The sequence below is a fragment of the Bradyrhizobium sp. Kon56 genome (genome assembly GCF_055807635.1).
This window is the reverse complement of record NZ_JBVVOU010000016.1, coordinates 36725-57995: the sequence shown is the minus strand read 5'-3', so window position 1 is coordinate 57995 and position 21271 is coordinate 36725. Positions and strand designations below refer to the sequence as shown.

The following is a 21271-nucleotide window of genomic DNA, read 5'->3' as shown; positions in this document are numbered from 1 at the left end:
GCTGCCGGGCTTTAGTTATGCTCCGGTCCTGTTATATACCACCGCCTCCAATGCATAGGCCCTGCCAAGAATGACCTCTCCCGTCGTCACCCGTTTCGCTCCTTCGCCGACCGGCTTCCTCCATATCGGGGGCGCGCGCACGGCGCTGTTCAACTGGCTCTATGCGAAGAAGCACGGCGGCAAGATGCTGCTCCGGATCGAGGACACCGACCGGGAGCGCTCCACCGAGGCCGCGATCGGCGCCATCCTCGACGGCCTGAAATGGCTGGAGCTCGGCTGGGATGGCGACGTCATCTACCAGTTCAGCCGCGCCGCCCGCCACCGCGAGGTCGCCGAGCAGCTGCTCGCCGACGGCAAGGCCTATCGCTGCTACGCCACCGCCGAGGAGCTCACCGCGATGCGCGAGAAGGCGCGCGCAGAGGGGCGCACGCGCCTCTATGACGGCCTGTGGCGCGACCGCGATCCGGCGACGGCCCCGACCGACGTAAAGCCCACCATCCGGCTCCGTGCGCCCCAGACCGGCGAGACCGTGATCGAGGACCAGGTCCAGGGCCGCGTGGTCTGGCAGAACGAGAATCTGGATGACCTCGTCCTGCTGCGCGGCGATGGCAACCCGACCTACATGCTCGCTGTCGTGGTCGACGACCACGACATGGGCGTCACCCACGTCATCCGCGGCGACGACCATTTGATCAACGCGGCCCGCCAAAAGCAGATCTACGACGCGATGGGCTGGACGCTGCCGAGCATGTCCCACATCCCCCTGATCCATGGCCCGGACGGCTCAAAGCTCTCCAAGAGGCACGGCGCGCTTGGCGTCGATGCCTACCGCGCCATGGGGTACCTCCCGTCCGCGCTCCGCAACTATCTCGTCCGGCTCGGCTGGAGCCATGGCGACCAGGAAATCTTCTCGACGGAGGAGATGATCGCGGCGTTCGATCTTGCCAGCGTCGGCCGCGCAGCAGCGCGCTTCGATTTTGCCAAGCTGGAAAACCTCAACGGCCACTACATCCGCAATGCCGACGATCAATCACTCGTGAAGATGTTCGAGGACGTGCTCGACCACGTCGTGCCCAGCCGCGACGAGCTTAAGGCCAAGTTAAACGACACCACGCGCGCGCAGCTCCTGAAGGCCATGCCGGCCCTGAAGGAGCGCGCCAAGACGCTGATCGAGCTGATCGACAGCGCCTATTTCATTTTCGCGGACCGGCCGCTGGAGCTTGACCCGAAGGCGGCGGCGCTGCTGACGCCTGAGAACCGCAAGCTGATCGGCCAGCTTCATTCCGCGCTGGAGAAAGTCGAGACGTGGAGCGCGGCCAATGCGGAAGCCGCGCTGCGCGCCTTTGCCGAGGAAAATAGTCTCAAGCTCGGCGCGGTCGCCCAGCCGCTGCGGGCCGCGCTGACGGGACGGACGACGTCGCCCGGCATATTCGAGGTTTTGGACGTCTTGGGACGCCAGGAAAGCCTGGGCCGGCTTAAAGATCAGGCCACGGAATAGGCCTAGGACCGCGCTAAGGACCGGGCCCAAGGACCAGGCTACGACGTAAGTCGACCATGCGTGGCGCCATCTTGCAGCGCACACAGCAATAATATACCCATCTCAGCCGTACCTTCTGGAACATCCGGCCTGCCCCGCGATATCTCATCGGGGCCTCCGGGTCCGGCCCGTTTCACCATACATCGGGGACCTCTGATGGACGCAAAACCAAGCAATAAGACCGCCACACTGACGGTCGGAAACAAGAATTTCGATCTTCCGATCCACAGCGGCAGCGTCGGGCCCGACGTCATCGATATCGGCAAGCTCTACGGCCAGTCCGGCCTGTTCACCTACGACCCGGGCTTCACCTCGACCGCGAGCTGCCAGTCCAAGATCACCTATATCGACGGTGACGCGGGCGTGCTGGAATACCGCGGCTATCCGATCGAACAGCTCGCCGAGAATGGCGACTTCCTCGAGACCTGCTATCTGCTGCTGTTCGGGGAGCTTCCGACCGCCGCGCAGAAGAAGGATTTCGACGACCGCGTGATCCATCACACGATGGTGCACGAGCAGATGGCCCGCTTCTTCCAGGGCTTCCGCCGCGACGCCCATCCGATGGCGATCATGGTAGCGGCTGTCGGCGCGCTCGCCGCGTTCTATCACGACTCAACCGACATCAACGATCCGAAGCAGCGCATGATCGCCTCCATGCGCATGATCGCCAAGATCCCGACGTTGGCTGCGATGGCCTACAAATACACGGTCGGCCAGCCCTTCGTGTATCCGAAAAACTCGCTGAAGTTCGCCGAGAACTTCCTGCACATGTGCTTTGCCGTGCCGTGCGAGGACTACAAGATCAACCCGGTGCTGGCTGACGCGCTGGATAAGATCTTCATCCTGCACGCCGACCACGAGCAGAACGCCTCGACCTCGACCGTGCGTATCGCCGGCTCCTCCGGCGCCAACCCGTTCGCCTGCATCGCGGCCGGCATCGCCTGCCTGTGGGGCCCGGCCCATGGCGGCGCCAACGAAGCAGCGCTCGCGATGCTCGCCGAGATCGGCTCGGTCGACAAGATCCCCGAGTTCATCGCCAAGGTGAAGGACAAGAACTCTGAAGTCCGCCTGATGGGCTTCGGTCACCGCGTCTACAAGAACTACGATCCGCGCGCCAAGATCATGCAGAAGATGTGTCACGCCGTGCTCAAGGAGACCGGCCATGGCGACGATCCGATGCTGAAGGTGGCGCTCGAGCTCGAGAAGATCGCGCTCAGCGACCAGTACTTCATCGACCGCAAGCTCTACCCGAACGTCGACTTCTATTCGGGCATCACGCTGAAGGCGATGGGCTTCCCGGTCTCGATGTTCACCGTGCTGTTCGCGGTCGCCCGCACCGTCGGCTGGATCAGCCAGTGGAGCGAAATGATCGAGGATCCGCAGCAGAAGATCGGCCGTCCGCGCCAGCTCTACACCGGCGTCACCCGCCGCGACTACGTCGCGATCAACAACCGGAAGTAAGCTCGAGCCCATCACGGCTTTCGAAGCGGCGCCATCACAAGATGGCGCCGCTTTTGTTTGCGCTGAGACCATCTTGCTGCCGCGCACAACAACAAGTCAGCGCAATGCCTCGGCCGACGCTTGACGTTGAGACGCTTCGCGCGCAAATTCTTACTCTAAGTAAGAATGACGACAGGGATGGAAATGCCGGAGCAGCCGAGAAGTCGGCGGCAGACGCGTGCTGCCATTTTGATTCATCTGCTTCAGTCAGGCGCGTCGTTTCGCCCGCCGCTGGCCAAGGCCGTGCGCCTGTCGGAAGCGAGCCTGTCGCGCATCCTGTTCGATCTGAAGGCCGAAGGCCTGATCGAGGAAGTGCGGCGCCCTGCCCCTTATGTCGGTGGCCCCACGGGTCTCGTGTCGCTCGATAAGGCGGTGGCGCTCGCGGCGTTCGAGCTGACCACTCAGCGGCTCAGCGTCGGGGTCGGGGGCCTGTCGGGCGAACTGCACTACACCGGGCATGTGCCGCTGCCGAAGACGCCGACCGTCGCGACGGTCGGCCGGGCGTTTCGCGAAGCGATGACATTGCTGCGCGAGTGGACGCGGCGTCGACGTATCCCCCTCGCACAGATCGGCGTCTCGATTCCGGGTCTCGGCCGGCTGGGCGCGTCAGGCAATCCGATCATTCCCTGCGATGTCGGGCGGATCAGCGAGATGTTCGGCGAGACGCTTCCCGGCGTGCGGGTCGAGTTCACCAATTCGGTCGTCGCGCACGCCATCTTTCACCGTTGCCGCACGGAGCATTATCCATTCAGCGGCGCGCATCTCTTCGTCTTCGTCGGTCAGGGCGTCGCGGGCACCTGGATGGATGACGCGGTCGAGGACGATGTCCTCCAGCCGGTCGAGCTCGGCCACATGGTGTTCGGAGCCGACGGACCAATTTGCCGCTGCGGTCATCATGGCTGCGTCGAGGCTTATACGTCGCTTCCCGCTTTGGCCGAGCTTCTTGGCGTCGCGGAAGCCGAGTTGCTTGAGCTCGGCAGCGAGTGGGTGACCGCGATGCCGCTCTCGTCGCGCGTGCGGCAGGAATTGCGCCGGCGGCTGTTCCGGCTTGGCCTTGCGATCGGCAATACGCTGAACGTGAAGCCATGCAAGGGCGTCGCGATCAGCGGCTGGCCGTCGCTCCTCACCGAGGACGATCGCAACGCGCTCGTCGAGGGGATCGACGCCAGCCTGTTGGGCGGCCGCAAACACGCGCAAGTGTCGCTCGCTTTCGTGCCGCCGTCGAACGGCAACGATCCGCGGGCGGCGCTGGCATTCGCGTCTTTCTGCCTCGCTTGCCGCGGCGGCATGCCGGCCGCATCGGCCGAGGCCGCCTGACGTACCTGATGCCGCGCGGCTCTCGCGCGAAAGAGTTCACACCGGGAGGAAATTGCCATGCCGATCACGACAACAAGGCGCCAACTGCTCGCCGGATCTGCGGCCGCGCTCGCGCTGCCGGCATTCGCCCGCGCGCAAGGCGCGATCAAGCCGCGTCTGACTGCGATCTCGCAATGGTCCGCAGGTAGCGATGGGGCGGCCATCACGGCACTCGGCAAGAAATTCGAGGAGAAAGGCGGGGTTTGGCAGCACTCGCCCGTCCCCGGCTTCACCACCGAGATGATGAACAAGCTGCGTGCCCAGATCATGGCCGGCGATCCGCCGGCCTGCTCGCAGCTCAAAGGTCCCGAGATCGCGGCCTGGTCCAAGATTGCCCCAACCGTCGATCTCGATGCCGTCGTCGCTGCCGCCGGCTACGAAAAGGTTGTCGCTCCGGATCTTGCAAAATTGCACAAGCCGGGGGGCAAGTGGATTGCACTGCCGTTGCAGATCTACAGCACCAACATGCTGTTTCTCTCCAAACGCGCGATGGACAAGGCCAAGGCCGACAAGGTCCCCGTCACATGGGCTGAGTTCAACGACCTCGCCGAGAAGATGAAAGCAGGCGGCGTCCCCTATCCCATCGCCAACGGTGGCACCCGCCCGGACGACGGCCAGAAATTCGAGGCCGCTTTGGCGGGCATCAGCCCCACCGCTTACCGCGCAGCCATCATGAATCTCGACAAGAAGGCCCTGGAGGGCCCCGAGATAAAGGCTGCCTTCGTACAGGTGCGCAAGATTGCCGACTGGATGGACCCCAACGTCGGCGCCCAGCACTTTTCGACCAACTTGAAGCGCTTTGTCGACGGCGACATGGGGATGATGATCATGGGCGGGTGGGCGCAGGGCGTCTTGCGCAACGCCGGCTTCAAGTTCGAGGACTTCATCATCGCCCCGGGCCCGAGCGACAATAGCAAGCCGGTCTTCCTGTTGAATGCCGATGCCTTCATATTCTGGCAGCGCAAGGAGCCCGACCTGCAGGCCGGCCAGACGCTGATGGCCCAGCTCGTCATGGATCCGGCGATCCAGACTATGTATTCGCAGATCACGGGATCGATCCCCGTGCGCACCGATGTCGATCTCTCCGGCGAAGGCTGGTCGGACGGGCAACGGCGGACCGCAGCAGCCCTGAAAGACGCGATTGCCAGCAATCAGGCCGTCCTCAGCCTTGCGCACAACATGGCGCAGGAAAACGGCATGACCGCAGCGATGATCGACGTGATCACGGAGTACGTGAAGAACAAGACGATCAAGCCGGAGCAAGCGGCCATACGCCTCGCCGAAGCCGTCGAGAGCTCACGTTGACGATCGCCGTCTCGACAACACCGGGCCGGCCGGCGGCCTCTGGCTGGGTGCGCCGGCTGCCTGAATATCTGACGATCTGGGTGCCGCTGCTGTTGTCCGCCGCGCATCTCATTGCGTTTACGCTGTGGACGATCTGGATATCGTTCACGCCGTCCACTCTGGTCCCGGTCTCGGGCTGGGTCGGCTTGCGCAACTATTCTGCGGTCGCCGCATCGCGGAACTGGCAGATTGCCTTGGACAATCTGCTGCTGTTTGGCAGCGCCTTCGTGTTGCTGAGCTTGGCGACCGGTCTCATCCTTGCGATCCTGCTCGATCAGCGCATTCGCGGCGAGAACCTGCTGCGGTCCATCTTCCTCTATCCTCTGGCGGTGTCATTCGTGGTCACCGGCACGGTCTGGAGTTGGCTGCTCAATCCCGGCCTCGGGATCCAGAAGCTGGTCCGCGACCTCGGCTGGACCTCCTTCCGGTTCGACTGGCTGATCGACCGCGACATGGCCATTTGGACCATTGTCATCGCTGCGATCTGGCAATCGTCCGGTTTCGCCATGGCGCTGTTCCTCGCCGGCCTTCGCTCCGTCGACGCCGACCTGATCAAGGCCGCGCAGATCGACGGCGCCGGACCGATCCGAATGTACCGGCGTGTCATCCTGCCGACCCTTTGGCCGATCACCATCACCGTCATCGTCATCCAGCTGCAGTTCGCGATTTCGACCTTCGACCTCGTCCGCGCGCTCACCAACGGCGGACCCGGGATCGCCACCCAGCTGCCGGCCCTCGTCGTCTATGACCTGATGTTCCAGCGCAGCCTGCTCGGACGCGGAGCGGCGGCGGCAGTGCTCATGTTGCTCATTCTTCTTGCGGTTTTGCTGCCCTATGCAGCGTGGCGTTATGTCCAGCGGCGGCGGGCGATCCATGCGTGAGCGAACCATCGCGCCAAGCCGGATTCTGATCTATCTCGTCGTCTCGCTGATCGCTGCAGCATGGCTCGCGCCATTGGTTGTTGTCGTGCTGAACTCGCTCCGCACCAACGAGGAGATCGCGCAGGCGTCGATGATCGGCTGGCCGAAGCAATGGGCATGGAGCAACTACGCCGCGGCCTGGAGCGGTTTCTGCGTCGCCGAGACCTGCGCCGGCATCCGGCCGTACATGCTGAACTCCGCGCTCGTCACGATTCCCGCGACGATTTTCTCGACCCTGCTCGGTGCTGTCGCCGGTTACGCTGTGTCGCTCTGGCGTTTTCGCGGCGATAACTGGATCTACGGCATCGTGACCCTCGGCCTCTTCCTTCCCCAGCAGATGCGCTTGCTTCCCTGGACCATCGTGTTGCGCGATACGGGCCTGATGAACACGCTAACGGGCCTGGTCGTGATCCACACGATCCAGGGACTCTCCTTTACGGTCTTGTTCTGCCGAAACTACTACACTGCGATCCCGCAGGATTTGATAAGAGCTGCGCGCATCGATGGCGCAGGGTTCTTTCGTATTTTCTGGCGCATCATCCTGCCGCTCTCGCCGCCTATTCTGGTCGTCACCGTGATCTGGCAGTTCACGCATATCTGGAACGAATTTCTCTACGGCGTGACATTCACGACTGGTCAGCAACAGCCCGTCACCGCCGCGCTGATCGCGCTATCCGCAGCAGTCGCGGACATCCCGCAGCATGGCGTGCAGAGCGCGGCGGTGATGATCGCCGCCCTGCCGACCCTGCTGATCTATCTGATCGGCGGCAAGTATTTCGTGCGCGGCCTCACCGCCGGGGCCGTGAAATGATCGGATTGTCATGGCAGCCCTAAGCATTCGCTCCTTGTCCAAGCGCTACGCCAATCTGGAGGTGCTGAAGGGCATCGATCTCGACATCGAGAGCGGCGAATTCACCGTGCTCGTTGGCCCATCCGGCTGCGGCAAGTCCACGCTGCTCAACATCATCGCCGGGCTCGACCTCCCGAGCGCAGGCACCGTGGAAATCGGCGGACGTATCGTCAACGACATTCCGCCGAAGGACCGCGACATCGCGATGGTGTTCCAGTCCTACGCGCTCTATCCGTCGATGACGGTGCGCCAGAACATCACCTTCGGCATGGAATGCCGTCACGTCCCGAAGGCCGAGCAGGAAAAGGCGCTGGCGAATGTGGCCAGGCTGCTCCAGATCGAGCCGCTGCTCGGCCGCAAGCCCTCGCAGCTCTCCGGCGGCCAGCGCCAGCGTGTGGCGATGGGCCGGGCGCTGGTGCGCGATCCCCTGCTCTTCCTGTTCGACGAGCCGCTCTCCAATCTCGACGCCAAGCTGCGCGTCGAGATGCGGATGGAGATCAAGCGGCTGCACCAGCGCATCGGCGCCACCATCGTCTATGTCACACACGATCAGATCGAGGCGATGACGATGGCGACGCGCATTGCCGTGATGCATCGCGGCGTGGTGCAGCAGTTTGCCGACCCGGATACCGTGTATCGCTATCCCGCCAATCTGTTCGTGGCCCGCTTCATGGGCTCGCCGCCGATGAACACGATGCCGGCACGGCTCGACGCTGATGCCAGCGGCCCGGTGGTCGTGATCGGCGCGGGACGGCCGGACGAGGTCCGCCTCCGCCTTGGCCAATACGACGCGGCGGCCCCCTTTGTCGGCCGTGACGTGGTGGTCGGGATCAGGCCGGAATGCATCGCCGAGGGCAGCCGCGTGTTCTCCGCCGATCCGCCCGTCGTCGTCAACGCGCCGGTGGAGATGGTCGAGCCGACGGGAGCCGAAACGATCGTGCTGCTGCGGCTTGGGGGCGAGCCTGCGCTGGCGCGCATCACGCCGGACATCCGCCCCACACCGGGCGCCGCCGCCCCGTTCGCGCTCGACACGCGTCGCATCTGCCTGTTCGACCCCGAGACCGAGCGACTGATCGCATGACAAGAACGAGCTATGCCGGCCTTAGGGACCGCGTGGTGTTGATCACCGGTGGCGCCAGCGGCATCGGTGCCGCCTTCGTGCGGGCGTTCGCGGCGCAAGGGGCGCGCGTCGCGTTCCTGGATCTCGATGAAGCAGCCGGCCGGACGCTGGTCGCGGAAGTGAAGGCCGCGGCCGGGACCGTACCCTTGTTCGTGCCGTGCGATCTCCTCGACATCGACGCCTTGCGCGGCGCCATGGCGCAGGTCCGGGGATCGCTTGGCGATGCCGCGGTCCTCGTCAACAACGCCGCCAATGATCAGCGTCAGGTGCTGGCCGAGGTGACGCCGGCCGAATTCGACTGGATGATCGGCGTCAACCTCAAGCACGTCTTCTTTGCCGCGCAAGCGGTGGTGCCGCAGATGCAGGCGCGCGGCAGCGGTTCGATCATCAACATGTCGTCGATTGCCTGGATGCGGGGCGCGCCGGGGCTGCCTGTCTACGCCGCGGCAAAGGCCGCGATCGTCGGCTTCACCAACTCCCTGGCCCGGTCGCTCGGGCCCGACCGCATCCGCGTCAACGCGATAGCGCCGGGGATGGTGATCACGGAGCGTCAGCGCCGGCTGTGGTACCCGGACGACCAGGTGATCGCCGAGCTGCGCACGCGTCAGGCCATTCCCGACGCGGTGACGCCCGACGACATCGCCAACATGGCGCTTTTCCTCGCCTCGGACGACAGCCAGCGCATCACGCGGCAGTGTTTTCAGGTCGACGCTGGTCTCGGCTAGAGCGTGTACTCACAAACCCGAGCTGCCTCGTAGAGGTCCGCTCCGTATCTGATAGCAGTCGCGTTGGCGTAACTCTCCCTGGGTCCGAGTTGGGCCACAAGCGGAAGTAATCGCTCATTCATTCGATCGGCGCGCCGCCACAATCGCGTACAGTAGCTTCGCGACGCTGTACCCGATATCTTCCCGCGTGAGACCCATACGCAGGATCACCAGTTTACGCGAGGGGATGATCGCAATCACCTGGCGCAGGTGCCCTTGCAACATGAACGTGTCGGTAGGGAGTCGGAATCCCTGGCCCGGCCCCAACCAAAGCTGTCCGCGACCGTAGACCGGGCCATGTCCCTCATCGGACGCTGGCACAGGCGAGCGCATGTAATCGACAAAGCCCGGCGGCAAAAGCTGAGCACCGTTCCACTCTCCGTTCATGCGCAGGAATTCGCCGAAGCGCGCCCAATCATGCGCATTGGCGAAGAGAAAGGCTTCGCCAAGGAATGTGCCTGAAGGGTCAGCCTCAAGAACAGCGCTGGTCATGCCCAAAGGCTTGAACAATCGCTCCTGCGGATACGCTCGCGCGTCCGCTCCAACCGCGTTCTGCCAGACCCGGGCGAACAGGACAGACGAACCCCCGGAATAGTTGAACTGCGTTCCAGGCGGGGCGACAAGCGGACGGTCCCGCGCGAAAGCCGCCGCATCATGTGCGAGATTTTCTAACCCGTCGGGGTCGGCAGAGTCACCGTCCTCGCTCCATTTCAATCCGCTTGTCATGGCCATCAAATCGGCCACCGAGATGTCCGCGCGCGCGTCGCCAGCCCACTGCGGAAACAGATTTTTTCGGTCCAGCGAAAGCTTTCCGTCCCTGATCGCCATGCCGGCCAAGGCGGCGTTCACGGTCTTCGTCATCGACCAGCCCTGGAGGGGCGTCGAAGCGTTGAAGCCTTCGCCGTAGGTTTCTCCGATGATGCGCCCGTCCTGGACCACGACGATCGCGCGCATGCCCGGCCCCTGGAGAGCCGGATCGTTCAGCGTCGCCAGTAAGTGTTTGTCGTCAGACAATTGAGCACTCTCGCCGACCGGCCAGAGCGCACTAGGCTTTCCGGGCAGTGAGGGCGGCTCGGCACGGTCGGGGATTTCGTCCTTAGACACCAGCGTACAACCACGTCCTTCCTCATATTGGGCGTAGCGTTTGGCGAACAGGCCTCGATATGCCGCCTCGACACGCTGGTTGGCGGTGTCGACGTTGATCTTCAGACGTTCGACAATGCGTGGATGTGTTAACGCGAGGTCGGTTTTGATCACCGCATCCGCATCACGTTCGGCAATGAACACATTCGAGCAAACCATTTTTGCCGCATAAGCCGAGGCGGACACTAGTCCATTGGGTGGGCTGAAGGTCAGCCAGCCAGCGAACCCTAAAATCCCAAGAAGCAAGATCGCGACAAGAAATCTGAACATTTTTAGAGCAAGACGCATGCGTCCCTTTAGGTAAATCCAATCAGGAGGCCGCACCTAGGCGAGCGCACAAAATATTGCGCGCAGATCCTGACATGCACCTGACATCCCGGTTTGCCGTGGTTGTTTGGTGGACCGAGGATGTTGGCAGTCTTACCGAGACGATGAGAGATGCAAATCGACGCGAGGTCTGCTCTGGGTCACAAACCGCCGATCACGCCCAAGGTTAGGAGGCTTCCGCTTTGCGCTGGCAAGCCAACGTTTATGAGTACACGTCCAAGCCTGCCCGCCTACCCTTGCGTATCGTCGCCAGCACGATGTCGGCTGCGAGCACGCTCGGCGACTTGTTACCTGTCGACATGATCGTATCGAGCTGGGCGAATGCTTCCACCTGCTGCCGGCGCAGCGGTGAATCGGTCAGAAGCTCCGAGAGCGCGGGCGCCAGCTTCTCCGGCGTGCAGTCTTCCTGCAGGAACTCCGGGATGACATCCTTGCCGATCACGAGATTGGCGAGGATTACCGAGGAGACACGGATCGCGCGGCGCAGGATGAAGGCTTCGATCGCGCCGACGCGATAGGCCGTCACCATCGGAATGCCCGATAGCGCGAGCTCCAGCGTCACCGTGCCGGATTTTGCCAGTGCCGCGCGCGCGATGCGGAAGGCAGCGCGCTTCTCGTTCTCGCCGACCACGATTTGAGGCTTGACCAGCCAGTTCGCGATGCCTTCGCGGATGGTGGTTTCGAGATGCGGCATGGTCGGCAGCATCAGCTCGAACGCGCGGCCTTCGGTCTGCAATCGGCCGAGCGTCGCGCCGAACACGTCGAGATGGTGCCTGATCTCGCTGCGGCGGCTGCCGGGCAACACCAGCAAGACCGGCGGCTCGCCGTCGCGGCGCGCCTGCTCCTCCGCGTTCGGCCGCAGCGAGGGCAATTGCTCGATCAGGGGATGGCCGACATAGCTGCATGGCGGCCCGCCGAGCTTGCGGTATTCCTCCGGCTCGAATGGCAACAGGCCGAGCACATGGTCGACATAGCCGAGCATGGTCCGCGCCCGTCCCGGCCGCCAGGCCCAGAGCTGTGGCGAGACGTAGTCGACGATCGGGATCGCCGGATTGCGCGTCCGCACGCGGCGGGCGACACGGTGGGTGAAATCGGGGCTGTCGATGATGACGAGCGCGTCCGGCGCGGCTTCGGTCACGGCCTCCGCGGTCTCGCGGATCAGCCGCAGGATCTTCGGCAATTGCTGCACGACCGCGGCGAAGCCGACGATCGAGAGCTGCTCGATCGGAAACAGCGTCTCGAGCCCCTGGCGCGCCATGGTGTGGCCGCCGACGCCCACGAACTGCACGCCGTCGCCGAGGCGCTGGCGCAGCACCTTCATCAAGGCGCTGCCGAGCCGGTCGCCGGATTCCTCCGTGGCGATCAGGAAGATCTTGCGCTTGGGATCGCGACCCTGCATCACGCCGGCAGGCCGATGACGAAGAGATATTTTGCGTCGGCGAGTGCGATCATTGCCTGCGGCTCGGCGGCGATGGTGTTGCCGGCAACGACGGCGATCCCGGCCAGCCCTGCGGCGGCGACGCCCTCGAGGGTGCGCGGGCCGATCGTCGGCAGGTCGAAGCGCAGATCCTGCCCGCTCTTTGGGACCTTCACCAGCACGCCCCGCCCGGTGGCGGCGCGGATGCGGCCCTCTTCGCGCAGCCGTGCCACGCGCGCGAGCAGTGCATCGGTGCCCTCGATATCCTCGACCGCCACCACATGGCCGTCGATCACGACCGCGGCCTGGCCGATGTCGAACGGACCGAGGGCGGTCAGCACCGCGCGTCCGCGCTCGATGTCGGTCTTGCCGGTGTCGCTCGGCCAGGCGCGGCTGATGCAGCCCTCGGGCATCAGCAGATCGGGCGCGACATCCTTGATGCCGACCATCCGAAAGCCGCCCTGCTCGAGAATGCGCCCGACGCCGGACAACAAATGATCGTCGCCGCCGCGGAAGGCGCGGATGACATTGCCGAGCAGCCGAAGCGTCGTGAAGTCGACCCGGACCTCCGAGAGCGAAGGTCGCACCAGCGTGCCGATGAAAATCAGGTCGCGGCAGCCCTCCTCGCGAAACAGCCGCATGGCGCGGCCGAGCTGGCCGACCGAGATCCAGCGATGACGGAATTTCTCTACCCGCGCGGGATCGCAGGCTCCCCGAAGGGGAAACAACACCGGCGTGATGCCGCGGGCGGCGAGCGAGTCGGCAACCGCGAACGGCATCGCGCCGCCGCCAGCGACGACGCCGACCGGCGATGAAATTTCCGAAGCCGCCGATGTCATGCCCGGGGCCATTCCATCATCACTTCGCGATGGCGGGAAGACAGAGCGGGCGCTTGCCCTTGCCGATGAAGTCGAGGATTTCCCCGATCGCCGGATCTCCACCGGCGAGCGGCCGCGCCGCCTCCAGGCGTTCGGCAAAGGTAGCGGGGCCATGGAAGAGTTTCTGGTAGAACGCGCGCACGGTCGCAAGCCGCTGCTTGGTGAACTTGCGCCGCTTCATGCCGATCAGATTGAGGCCTTCGAGCACCGCATATTGGCCGTTGACCAGCCCATACGGGATGACGTCGTCGCGCACGCCGCAGACACCGCCAACCATCACATAGGGGCCGATGCGGGTGAACTGATGCACTGCGGACAGGCCGCCGATATAGACGGCGTCACCGATCTCGCAATGGCCGCCGAGCGTCGCCGAGGTTGCGAAGATCACGTTGTTGCCGACCATGCAGTCATGCCCGACATGACTGTTGTTCATGAAATAGCCGTCGTTGCCGACGCGCGTCAGGCCACCGCCCTTGATGGTGCCGACATTCATGGTCGCACCTTCGCGGATGGTGCAGCCCGAGCCGATCTCAAGCTTCGTGGGCTCGCCCTTGTAGCTGAGATCCTGGGGCGCCCCGCCCAGCACCGCGAACGGCGAGATCACGCAGCCATCTCCGATCGAGGTGTGGCCGATGACGGTGACCTGTCCGATCAGCTTGCAGTTATTGCCGATCGCGACATGCGGGCCGATGATGCAGAAGGGGCCGATCTCGGTGCCCTCGCCGATCACGGCGCCGTCCGCGATCCGTGCGGTGGGGTCAATCTTACTCATCAAGCAATCTGACTCATCAAGAAGGTCTGATTAGGTGTTGAAGTCGCTCGGTTTTCCGCTGGTTAGCGCGACTATGCCCGATCTGTCCAGTGACGTATGATCTCTCCGTGTTTCAAGTGCCGGATGAGGCAGCCTTCCCGGGTCATCAACAAGTTCACGCGGAGCTTCAGGTATCGTGGTCAGGGCCCTGGCACTTCTCCTCGCACAGTTCGCCGCGGCGCCGATCGTCTCCGAGACGATCGAGACCGCCGAACACCGCCCCATCGACCTCGCGACGTTCGAGTGCCGCGACATCAGCCGCAGCACGGTGCTTCAGCGGGTCTGTTACGACCGTGCGCAGCAGGCCCTCGTCGTGGCCGTTGAAGGCGTTTATGACCGCTATTGCGGCGTACCGGTCGACACGGTCGAGCGCCTGCTGGGCGCACCGTCCATGGGACAGTTCTTCAACCAGAACATCAAGCGCGAGGTCAGCGGCGGCCGGTACGCGTGTCCTGCGCGCGAGCGCATCCAGAGAAGTTGATCCCGCTCAGTCGGTCAGCATGGCGCCGACGTCGGCCTCCGCAACCACCTGGCCGTTGACCTTGGCGTCGCCGTGAAACCACCACATGGCCTTGCGGCGGCCGATCGAGCGCATGTGGTATTCGATGGTATCGCCGGGCAGCACAGGCTTGCGGAACTTGCACTTGTCGATGGTGAGGAAATAGACCGCGCGCGGCTTCTCGGTGCCTTCGACCGACTTGATGCCGATCACACCCGCGGTCTGCGCCATCGCTTCGATCATCATGACGCCGGGATAGACCGGGCGATCGGGAAAGTGGCCCTGGAACGGCGGTTCGTTGAAGGTGACATTCTTGATGCCGATGCCGCTGTAATCGGTGCGGATGTTGATCACGCGATCGATCAGCAGCATCGGAAAACGGTGCGGGAGCGTTTGCAGGATCATGTTGATGTCCACAAGCTCGAACCTGACCGGTGCTTCGTCCGTCACTCCCGTTCCTCCTGCTTCGGATCGGCCTTGCTGTCGCGCGCCAAGCGCTCGACCGCCAAAATTTCCTTGAACCACTGCCTGGTCGGCTTGGCGAAAAAACCACCCCAACGTCCGTTGGGAGGAACGTCGTCCTTGACGCCGCTCATGGCAGTCACCTGAGCTCCATCCCCGATCTTGACGTGATTGTTGATGCCCACCTTCGCTCCCAGCGCCACGTTGTCGCCGAGGGTGAGGCTGCCGGCAAGGCCGATCTGGGCTGCCAGCAGGCAGTGCCGGCCAATGGTCACATTGTGGCCGATCTGGACCTGATTGTCGATTTTGGTCCCTTCCCCGATCACGGTGTCGCGCAAGGAGCCCCGATCGATGGTGGTGCCGGCGCCGACCTCCACGTTGTTCTGAATCAGCACGCGGCCGGTCTGGGGCACCTTCAGATGGCCCTCGGGGCCGAAGAAGATGAAGCCGTAGCCGTCCTGGCCGATCGAACAACCGGGGTGGATCAGCACGTCGTTGCCGATCAGCGCGCACTGGATGGCGGTGCGTGCGCCGACATTGCAGTCCCGGCCGATCTTGACGCCGGGGCCGATCACGGCCCCCACACCGATCACCGTGCCGCTGCCGATCTCCACGTCAGGGCCGATCACGGCCAAGGGATCGACGATCACGCCGTCCTCGAGCCTGGCGGTGGGGTCGATGATGGCCGACGGCGCGATGCCGTCGTTGCCGGTCCAGGATTGCGGCCGGAGCGCGTCGCCATGCCACTCCCGCGCGATCCTGACGAAGGCGCGGAACGGCTGTGGCGCCCGCAGCACGGCGACATGCGCGGGCACCCGCGCCTCGAAGCGTGGGCTCACCAGGCAAGCACCGGCCTTGGTCGCCTTGAGCTCATCGGCATATTTGAGATTGTCGAAGAACGTCAGGTGCATCGGGCCGGCTTCGTCGAGCGAAGCAAGACCCCTGATGATTTGGCCGCCCCTGGCGGGATCGACCAACTCCGCCTTGGTCAGCGTGGCGATGTCAGCCAGCGCTGAGGCGGGCGGCTGTGTGAAGAAGGTCGGCTGCGCCATTCCACCCCGTCGCGGTCCGGCTTCGGCATGAAGCGGCCAAGCCGCATCATGCCTCATCTCCTGGATTGGCACGATCCCTTTCGGAAACCGGCTCCGGTGGTCCGGATCGTGCCGTGCTGTTCGAATTAGAACGAGGTGCCGCCGCCGAACCGGAACTCCTGCGTACGGTCGTTCTTGCCCTTGGTCAGCGGCACGGCGTAGTCGAAGCGCAGCGGACCGAACGGCGAGGCCCAGATCAAGCCGACGCCGACCGACGACCGGACCGCATTGCCATTGTCATACACCAGGCCGGTGCAGGTTCCAGCCGAAGCGGGATTGACGGTCGACGGCGTGCAGCTCGAATTCTTGGTCGTGGTCAGTTCGTTGGTCACCGACCACGTCGTCGGTCCCTGATAGTCGAACAGTCCGCCGGCGTCGGCGTAGACGGCGCCCTTCAGACCCACTTCCTTCGGCAGGAACCAGAACGGCATCTGCAATTCGAGCGAAGCACCCCAATACTTGGTGCCGCCAAGCGCGTCCTGCGTACCGAAGGGGTTCAAATCGCGCGGTCCGATGCCGTTCGGGGCAAAGCCGCGGACGAGGTTCGGGCCCATCTGGAAATGATCGAGCATGCGCAGATCGCTGCCCATCTTGTTCAGCATGCCGCCCTGGAGGCGAACGAGACCGACGATATCGGAGACCAGCGGAGTGTAGTACTTCGCGTCAACCACAGTCTTCAGATAGGAGACGTCGCCGCCGACGCCGGCGAAGTCCTGCCGGAAATCGACCAGCAGACCGTCGGTGGGGTTCTTGTTGTTGTCGAGCGTGTTGTAGGTCAGCGTGTAGCCGAGCGCCGAGGTCAGGGTCTTGCCGTTGGCAAGCTCCTTGCGGACCGGCAGCGAGGCCTCGCCGTCGCTGTAGCAGCCGAGGCCGTTGGTCGAGGGAGCCAGAGGAATACCACTCGCCGCGGAGAAAGCCGGGCTTGGATTGAATGCCGGATTCGGAGTGACACCGTCGGCAAGGAACTGGTTGTTGTTACAGTTCGCGAGGTACGACGGCAGCGTGATTTCCTGCCGGTAGATCGAGTAGCGCACCTGCAGCGACAGATCTTCACGCAGGGAGAAACCGAGGCGCGGCGAGAAGCCGAGCGTCTTGGTGCCGTAGGAGATGTAGCTGTTGGACCTCTGCTCACGCTGATAGAGGTCGAGACCCAGCGCGACCCGGTAGTCGAGCAGATAGGGTTCGACGAACGACAGCGAGTAGCCGCGGGCATACTGGCCGTAGGTCACCGCCGCCTTGGCGAACAGGCCGCGGCCGAGCAAATTGCGTTCGGAAACCGAGACTTCGGCCAGCGCGCCGTCGGTGGTGGAATAACCACCCGAGACCGAGAAGTCGCCGGTCGATTTCTCTTCCATGTCCACGAGCAGGATCACGCGGTCGCTCGACGAGCCGGGCTCCGTCGTGATCTTCACGCTCTTGAAATAGTCGAGGTTCTTCAAGCGGCGCTCGGCACGGTCGACCAGCGCGCGGTTGTAGGCATCGCCCTCGGAGACGTCGAACTCGCGACGAATCACGTAGTCGCGCGTGCGGGTGTTGCCGCGAAGGTTGATGCGCTCGATATAGGTGCGCGGACCCTCGTCGATGTTGAACACGACCGACACGGTGTGCGCCTCGAAATTGCGGTCGCCGCCGGGACGGACCACGGCGAAGGCGTAACCGCGACGCGAGGCCTCGATCTGCATCTCCTCGACCGACTTCTCGACCGATTCGACGTTGTAGAGCGAGCCGACATTGACGCGCGAATAGTTGCGCATCGAGGTGGGATCGAAGTTGGGAATGCTGGAGCGGAAGTCGATCGAGCCGACCCGGTATTGCGAGCCCTCCTCGATCTTGAAGGTAACGTTGAAACCCTTCTTCTCCGGATCGTATTCGGTGAGCGCGGCGACGACCTGGACGTCGGCGAAACCGTTCTTGAGATAGAAGCGGCGGATCAGGTCGCGGTCGGCCTCGACCCGATCGGGATCGTAGATGTCGCTGCTGGCGAGGAAGCTCAGCAGGTTGGATTCGTGCGTCTTGATGACGTCGCGCAGGCGGTAGGACGAGTACGCGTTGTTGCCGACGAACTCGATCGACTTGACGCCGGTCTTGGCGCCCTCCTCGACCGTGAAGACGAGATCGACGCGGTTGTTCGGCTGCTCGATGATTTCAGGCGTGACGCGAACGTCGTAACGGCCGGAGCGGCGATAGATTTCTGCGATTCGCAGGGTGTCGGACTGCACCATGGCGCGGGAGAAGGTGCCGCGCGCCTTGGACTGGACTTCACCGGTGAGCTGCTCGTCCTTGATCTTCTTGTTGCCCTCGAAGGCAATGCGGCCGATCACCGGGTTTTCCACCACGGAGACGACGATCTGGCCACCGGCCCCGCGGTTGATCCTGACGTCCTGGAACAGGCCGGTCTCGATCAACGCCTTGAGGCCATCGTCGATGGCACCCTGATCCAGGCGACCGCCGGGACCCGGCTTGAAGTAGGAGCGGATCGTCTCCACCTCGACCCGGCGATTTCCTTCGACGGAAATCGACTGCACGGTCTGAGCAAGCGCAGACGAAGACACAAAGGCAGCCCCAACCGGGGCAAGCACCGGCGCGCCGAACATGATCAGGGTTGCGAGCAAGCCCCCCCGGAGTCGCAGTCCAAACTTCATTGCGCAACGCGCCCTTATCATTCCGTACCAGACCCAACCCCAACGCCGGTCTGGAGATTCCCCAAGTTCAAGCCGCTTGTAGACAATTTCACCGACGCCGCAAACGGTCGAGCGCGCCGTAATTTCATTTTCATTCCAAGACGTTGCCCAAGAGCAACGCCCGGGCAACGCCACAAAAAAGCCCCTATCAGGATGCGGCCATTCGCAGGATGTCGTTATAGGTCGCAAACACCATCAACATCAGCACCAAGCCAAGCCCGATTCGGAACCCCATCTCCTGGGTCCGCTCGGACAGGGGCCGACCACGGGCGACCTCCGCCGCATAGAACATAAGGTGACCGCCATCGAGCAGTGGGATCGGGAACAGATTCAGCAGGCCGATCGACACCGACAGCACCGCGCAGAGGTTGATCACGAACTGGAACCCGGCGCTGGCCGCCTGCCCCGACATCTTGGCAATGCCGAGCACGCCGCTGACCTCGTTCGGATTGCCGTTCCCGACGAACAACGAGCCCAGGAACTTGAAGGTGCTGGTGATGATGAACCAGACCTGCTCCACCCCGATCTTGAGCGCTTCGCCGACGCCGACCGGCGACGTCGAGGCCTCCCCGGCCTGAGACTTGTGTTCGACGCCGAGCACGCCGAGACGGTGGCTGTTGCCGAAGGGATCCTTGCGCTCGAGCAGCGCCGGCGTCGCGGTCAGCGACACGATGGAACCGTCGCGCTTGACCTGGAAGGCAAGCGGCGAACCAGCATTCATCGCAACCATGCGCTGCATGTCGGCAAAGCTTTCGATCGGCTTGCCGTCGATCTGGACGACGACGTCGCCGATCTTGAAGCCGGCTGCCGCCGCAGCGCCATCGGCGACGACACCGTCGACGCGCGCAATCGTGCTCGGCTTGCCGTAATACAGCGCCATGCCGGCGAAGATCAGCGCGCCCAGGATGAAATTGGCGATCGGTCCGGCGGCAACGATGGCGGCGCGCGGGCCGACCTTCTTGTGATGGAAGCTGCCGGCGCGCTCCTCGGCCGTCATGGCCGCAAGCTTCTCGGACGACGGCGTCGAAGCCTCGCTCTCGTCGCCGAAGAACTTGACGTAGCCGCCGAGCGGGATCGCCGAGATCTTCCAGCGGGTGCCATGGCGGTCGTTGAAACCGACCAGCTCAGGTCCGAAACCGAGCGAAAAAGTTAACACACGAACGCCTGCCCAGCGCGCGACCAGGAAATGGCCGAGCTCATGGAAGAACACGACGATGGTCAGGACGAACAGGAAGGGAACCGCGTAGCCAAGGAGCCCATGGCTCAACGTATTGAAACTATGGACGAAAAAGTCGATCATCGAATTCCCTCATCCAGTGCCGCAAGGCCCTGGCCCCGAACCATCTAGGATGCCTTTAAGGCAATTTGAGGCAATAGGGCGGCAGCCCTATTTCGCGCAACATGGTCAACAGCGATTGCATCGTCCGCTGACGTCAGCGGCGCCTGGTTCCCGCTGCGGACCCAGTCATCCAGCGTCTCCTCCACCAGCCTGGCAATCGCCCCGAACCGGATCTTGCCGGCGATGAAGGCGGCGACCGCGACCTCGTTGGCGGCGTTGTAGACCGTGGTCGCCCCCTTCCCGGTCCGGAGAGAATCGAAGGCCAGGCGCAGCCCGGGGAAGCGCTCGAAATCTGGCGCCTCGAAGGTCAACTGGCCGATCTTGGCCAGATCGAGCTTGGCGGCCGGACCCTTGATACGGTCGGGCCAGCCGAGGCAATGCGCGATCGGCGTGCGCATGTCGGGTGAGCCGAGCTGGGCCACGACCGAGCGATCGGAGAACTCGACCATGCCGTGGATGATCGACTGCGGATGAACGAGGACGTCGATCTCGTCGGGCGAGAGCGCGAACAGATAGGAGGCCTCGATCACCTCGAGCCCCTTGTTCATCATCGAGGCGGAATCGATCGTGATCTTCTGGCCCATGCTCCAGTTCGGATGCTTCAGGGCTTGCGCGAGTGTCGCCTGCTCGATGTCGGCAGGCTTCCAGGTGCGGAAGGGGCCGCCGGAGGCCGTGATGATGACACGGACGAGCTCGTCGCGATTGCCCGAGGCGAGCGCCTGGAACAACGCATTGTGCTCGGAATCCGCAGGCAGGATGCAGGCGCCCGCTTTCGCCGCGCGCTGCATGAAGAAATCACCAGCGCAGACGAGACATTCCTTGTTGGCGAGCGCGACATGCGCGCCGCGATCGACCGCCGCCAGCGCCGGCTTCAGTCCGGCGGCGCCACTCACGGCGGCCATCACCCAATCGGCCGGACGCGCGCCGGCCTCGATCACCGCGCTTTCGCCGGCGCCGCATTCGGTGCCGGTGCCCGCGAGCGCAGCCTTGAGTTCGGCAAACTTGGAGATGTCGGCGATCGCGACGAAGCGCGCGGAGAACTCCTTCGCGAGCTTTGCCAGCGCCTCGACATTGCTGTTTGCCGTCAGCGCCTCGACACGGTAGCGCTCGGGAGAGGCGCGCAGCAGATCCATCGTGCTGTCGCCGATCGAGCCGGTGGCGCCGAGAACCGTGACGCTGCGGACGCTCGATGCCGCAGCCTTGTTGTTACGCAATGGGACCGCGCTCATATG

General features: G+C 63.9%; 18 protein-coding genes. 9 read left to right on the top strand and 9 right to left on the bottom strand.

Going from position 1 to position 21271, the window contains the following annotated elements:
* Window positions 1–70: 70 nt before the first annotated feature.
* The 8 genes from gltX to AC0L3B_RS23845 all read left to right on the top strand — a co-directional run bounded on the left by gltX (window position 71) and on the right by AC0L3B_RS23845 (window position 9352).
* Complete coding sequence (gltX, locus tag AC0L3B_RS23880; protein WP_018458092.1) at window positions 71–1498, top strand: glutamate--tRNA ligase; 1428 nt, start codon at window positions 71–73, stop codon at window positions 1496–1498.
* A 195-nt stretch (window positions 1499–1693) separates the two neighbouring features.
* Window positions 1694–2998, top strand: a complete 1305-nt coding sequence (gene gltA, locus AC0L3B_RS23875) for a citrate synthase (RefSeq protein ID WP_018458093.1) — start codon at window positions 1694–1696, stop codon at window positions 2996–2998.
* A 177-nt stretch (window positions 2999–3175) separates the two neighbouring features.
* On the top strand, window positions 3176–4354 hold the full coding sequence (locus AC0L3B_RS23870; RefSeq protein ID WP_018458094.1) for an ROK family transcriptional regulator: 1179 nt from the start codon (window positions 3176–3178) through the stop codon (window positions 4352–4354).
* 57 nt (window positions 4355–4411) lie between these two features.
* Window positions 4412–5698: an ABC transporter substrate-binding protein gene (locus AC0L3B_RS23865; protein WP_085353258.1), complete on the top strand. Its 1287-nt coding sequence runs from the start codon at window positions 4412–4414 to the stop codon at window positions 5696–5698.
* Window positions 5695–6618, top strand: a complete 924-nt coding sequence (locus tag AC0L3B_RS23860) for a carbohydrate ABC transporter permease (RefSeq protein WP_085362119.1) — start codon at window positions 5695–5697, stop codon at window positions 6616–6618. Before AC0L3B_RS23865 ends, AC0L3B_RS23860 begins: the two co-directional genes overlap by 4 nt.
* Window positions 6611–7468 carry a carbohydrate ABC transporter permease gene (locus AC0L3B_RS23855; protein ID WP_018458097.1) on the top strand — a complete coding sequence of 286 codons (858 nt, stop codon included), beginning with the start codon at window positions 6611–6613 and terminating at the stop codon, window positions 7466–7468. The genes AC0L3B_RS23860 and AC0L3B_RS23855 overlap by 8 nt, the downstream gene beginning before the upstream one ends.
* 10 nt (window positions 7469–7478) lie before the next feature.
* Entirely contained in the window at window positions 7479–8588 is a 1110-nt protein-coding gene (locus AC0L3B_RS23850) for an ABC transporter ATP-binding protein (protein ID WP_247296567.1), read from the top strand.
* A complete protein-coding gene (locus AC0L3B_RS23845; protein WP_247392795.1) occupies window positions 8585–9352 on the top strand; it encodes an SDR family NAD(P)-dependent oxidoreductase in 768 nt (255 codons plus the stop codon). Before AC0L3B_RS23850 ends, AC0L3B_RS23845 begins: the two co-directional genes overlap by 4 nt.
* A gap of 114 nt (window positions 9353–9466) precedes the next feature.
* Here the strand turns inward: AC0L3B_RS23845 and AC0L3B_RS23840 are convergent, their stop codons facing one another.
* From AC0L3B_RS23840 to lpxA, 4 genes are all read right to left on the bottom strand, one after another.
* Entirely contained in the window at window positions 9467–10822 is a 1356-nt protein-coding gene (locus AC0L3B_RS23840) for a serine hydrolase domain-containing protein (protein WP_446481767.1), read from the bottom strand.
* A gap of 241 nt (window positions 10823–11063) precedes the next feature.
* Window positions 11064–12263, bottom strand: coding sequence for a lipid-A-disaccharide synthase (lpxB, locus tag AC0L3B_RS23835; RefSeq protein WP_446481768.1), 1200 nt, complete (start codon window positions 12261–12263; stop codon window positions 11064–11066).
* Complete coding sequence (locus tag AC0L3B_RS23830; RefSeq protein ID WP_085384805.1) at window positions 12260–13117, bottom strand: LpxI family protein; 858 nt, start codon at window positions 13115–13117, stop codon at window positions 12260–12262. Before AC0L3B_RS23830 ends, lpxB begins: the two co-directional genes overlap by 4 nt.
* 19 nt (window positions 13118–13136) lie before the next feature.
* Window positions 13137–13928, bottom strand: coding sequence for an acyl-ACP--UDP-N-acetylglucosamine O-acyltransferase (gene lpxA / locus AC0L3B_RS23825; protein ID WP_446481769.1), 792 nt, complete (start codon window positions 13926–13928; stop codon window positions 13137–13139).
* A 175-nt stretch (window positions 13929–14103) separates the two neighbouring features.
* Here lpxA and AC0L3B_RS23820 point away from each other — a divergent pair, with 175 nt between their 5' ends.
* Window positions 14104–14448, top strand: a complete 345-nt coding sequence (locus tag AC0L3B_RS23820) for a KTSC domain-containing protein (RefSeq protein WP_085353277.1) — start codon at window positions 14104–14106, stop codon at window positions 14446–14448.
* 6 nt (window positions 14449–14454) lie between these two features.
* Here the strand turns inward: AC0L3B_RS23820 and fabZ are convergent, their stop codons facing one another.
* The 5 genes from fabZ to dxr all read right to left on the bottom strand — a co-directional run bounded on the left by fabZ (window position 14455) and on the right by dxr (window position 21268).
* Window positions 14455–14871, bottom strand: coding sequence for a 3-hydroxyacyl-ACP dehydratase FabZ (fabZ, locus tag AC0L3B_RS23815; protein ID WP_050992707.1), 417 nt, complete (start codon window positions 14869–14871; stop codon window positions 14455–14457).
* 41 nt (window positions 14872–14912) lie between these two features.
* The gene (gene lpxD, locus AC0L3B_RS23810) at window positions 14913–15980 is read right to left on the bottom strand and encodes a UDP-3-O-(3-hydroxymyristoyl)glucosamine N-acyltransferase (protein ID WP_085353279.1); all 1068 of its coding nucleotides are present in this window, start codon (window positions 15978–15980) and stop codon (window positions 14913–14915) included.
* Window positions 15981–16105: 125 nt separating this feature from the next.
* On the bottom strand, window positions 16106–18661 hold the full coding sequence (gene bamA, locus AC0L3B_RS23805) for an outer membrane protein assembly factor BamA (RefSeq protein WP_026232862.1): 2556 nt from the start codon (window positions 18659–18661) through the stop codon (window positions 16106–16108).
* A 187-nt stretch (window positions 18662–18848) separates the two neighbouring features.
* Complete coding sequence (rseP, locus tag AC0L3B_RS23800) at window positions 18849–20000, bottom strand: RIP metalloprotease RseP (protein ID WP_085353280.1); 1152 nt, start codon at window positions 19998–20000, stop codon at window positions 18849–18851.
* A gap of 44 nt (window positions 20001–20044) precedes the next feature.
* Window positions 20045–21268, bottom strand: coding sequence for a 1-deoxy-D-xylulose-5-phosphate reductoisomerase (gene dxr, locus AC0L3B_RS23795; protein WP_085394825.1), 1224 nt, complete (start codon window positions 21266–21268; stop codon window positions 20045–20047).
* Window positions 21269–21271 lie beyond the last annotated feature (3 nt).

Bases quoted from the DNA above. Each gene is read 5' to 3' on its own strand.
- bamA (WP_026232862.1), bottom strand. From the start codon at position 18,661: ATGAAGTTTGGACTGCGACTCCGGGGGGGCTTGCTCGCAACCCTGATC.
- AC0L3B_RS23840 (WP_446481767.1), bottom strand. From the start codon at position 10,822: ATGCGTCTTGCTCTAAAAATGTTCAGATTTCTTGTCGCGATCTTGCTT.
- AC0L3B_RS23865 (WP_085353258.1), top strand. From the start codon at position 4,412: ATGCCGATCACGACAACAAGGCGCCAACTGCTCGCCGGATCTGCGGCC.
- lpxD (WP_085353279.1), bottom strand. From the start codon at position 15,980: ATGGCGCAGCCGACCTTCTTCACACAGCCGCCCGCCTCAGCGCTGGCT.
- dxr (WP_085394825.1), bottom strand. From the start codon at position 21,268: ATGAGCGCGGTCCCATTGCGTAACAACAAGGCTGCGGCATCGAGCGTC.
- rseP (WP_085353280.1), bottom strand. From the start codon at position 20,000: ATGATCGACTTTTTCGTCCATAGTTTCAATACGTTGAGCCATGGGCTC.
- AC0L3B_RS23830 (WP_085384805.1), bottom strand. From the start codon at position 13,117: ATGACATCGGCGGCTTCGGAAATTTCATCGCCGGTCGGCGTCGTCGCT.
- AC0L3B_RS23845 (WP_247392795.1), top strand. From the start codon at position 8,585: ATGACAAGAACGAGCTATGCCGGCCTTAGGGACCGCGTGGTGTTGATC.
- gltX (WP_018458092.1), top strand. From the start codon at position 71: ATGACCTCTCCCGTCGTCACCCGTTTCGCTCCTTCGCCGACCGGCTTC.
- AC0L3B_RS23850 (WP_247296567.1), top strand. From the start codon at position 7,479: ATGGCAGCCCTAAGCATTCGCTCCTTGTCCAAGCGCTACGCCAATCTG.
- gltA (WP_018458093.1), top strand. From the start codon at position 1,694: ATGGACGCAAAACCAAGCAATAAGACCGCCACACTGACGGTCGGAAAC.
- AC0L3B_RS23870 (WP_018458094.1), top strand. From the start codon at position 3,176: ATGGAAATGCCGGAGCAGCCGAGAAGTCGGCGGCAGACGCGTGCTGCC.
- fabZ (WP_050992707.1), bottom strand. From the start codon at position 14,871: ATGATCCTGCAAACGCTCCCGCACCGTTTTCCGATGCTGCTGATCGAT.
- lpxA (WP_446481769.1), bottom strand. From the start codon at position 13,928: ATGAGTAAGATTGACCCCACCGCACGGATCGCGGACGGCGCCGTGATC.
- AC0L3B_RS23855 (WP_018458097.1), top strand. From the start codon at position 6,611: ATGCGTGAGCGAACCATCGCGCCAAGCCGGATTCTGATCTATCTCGTC.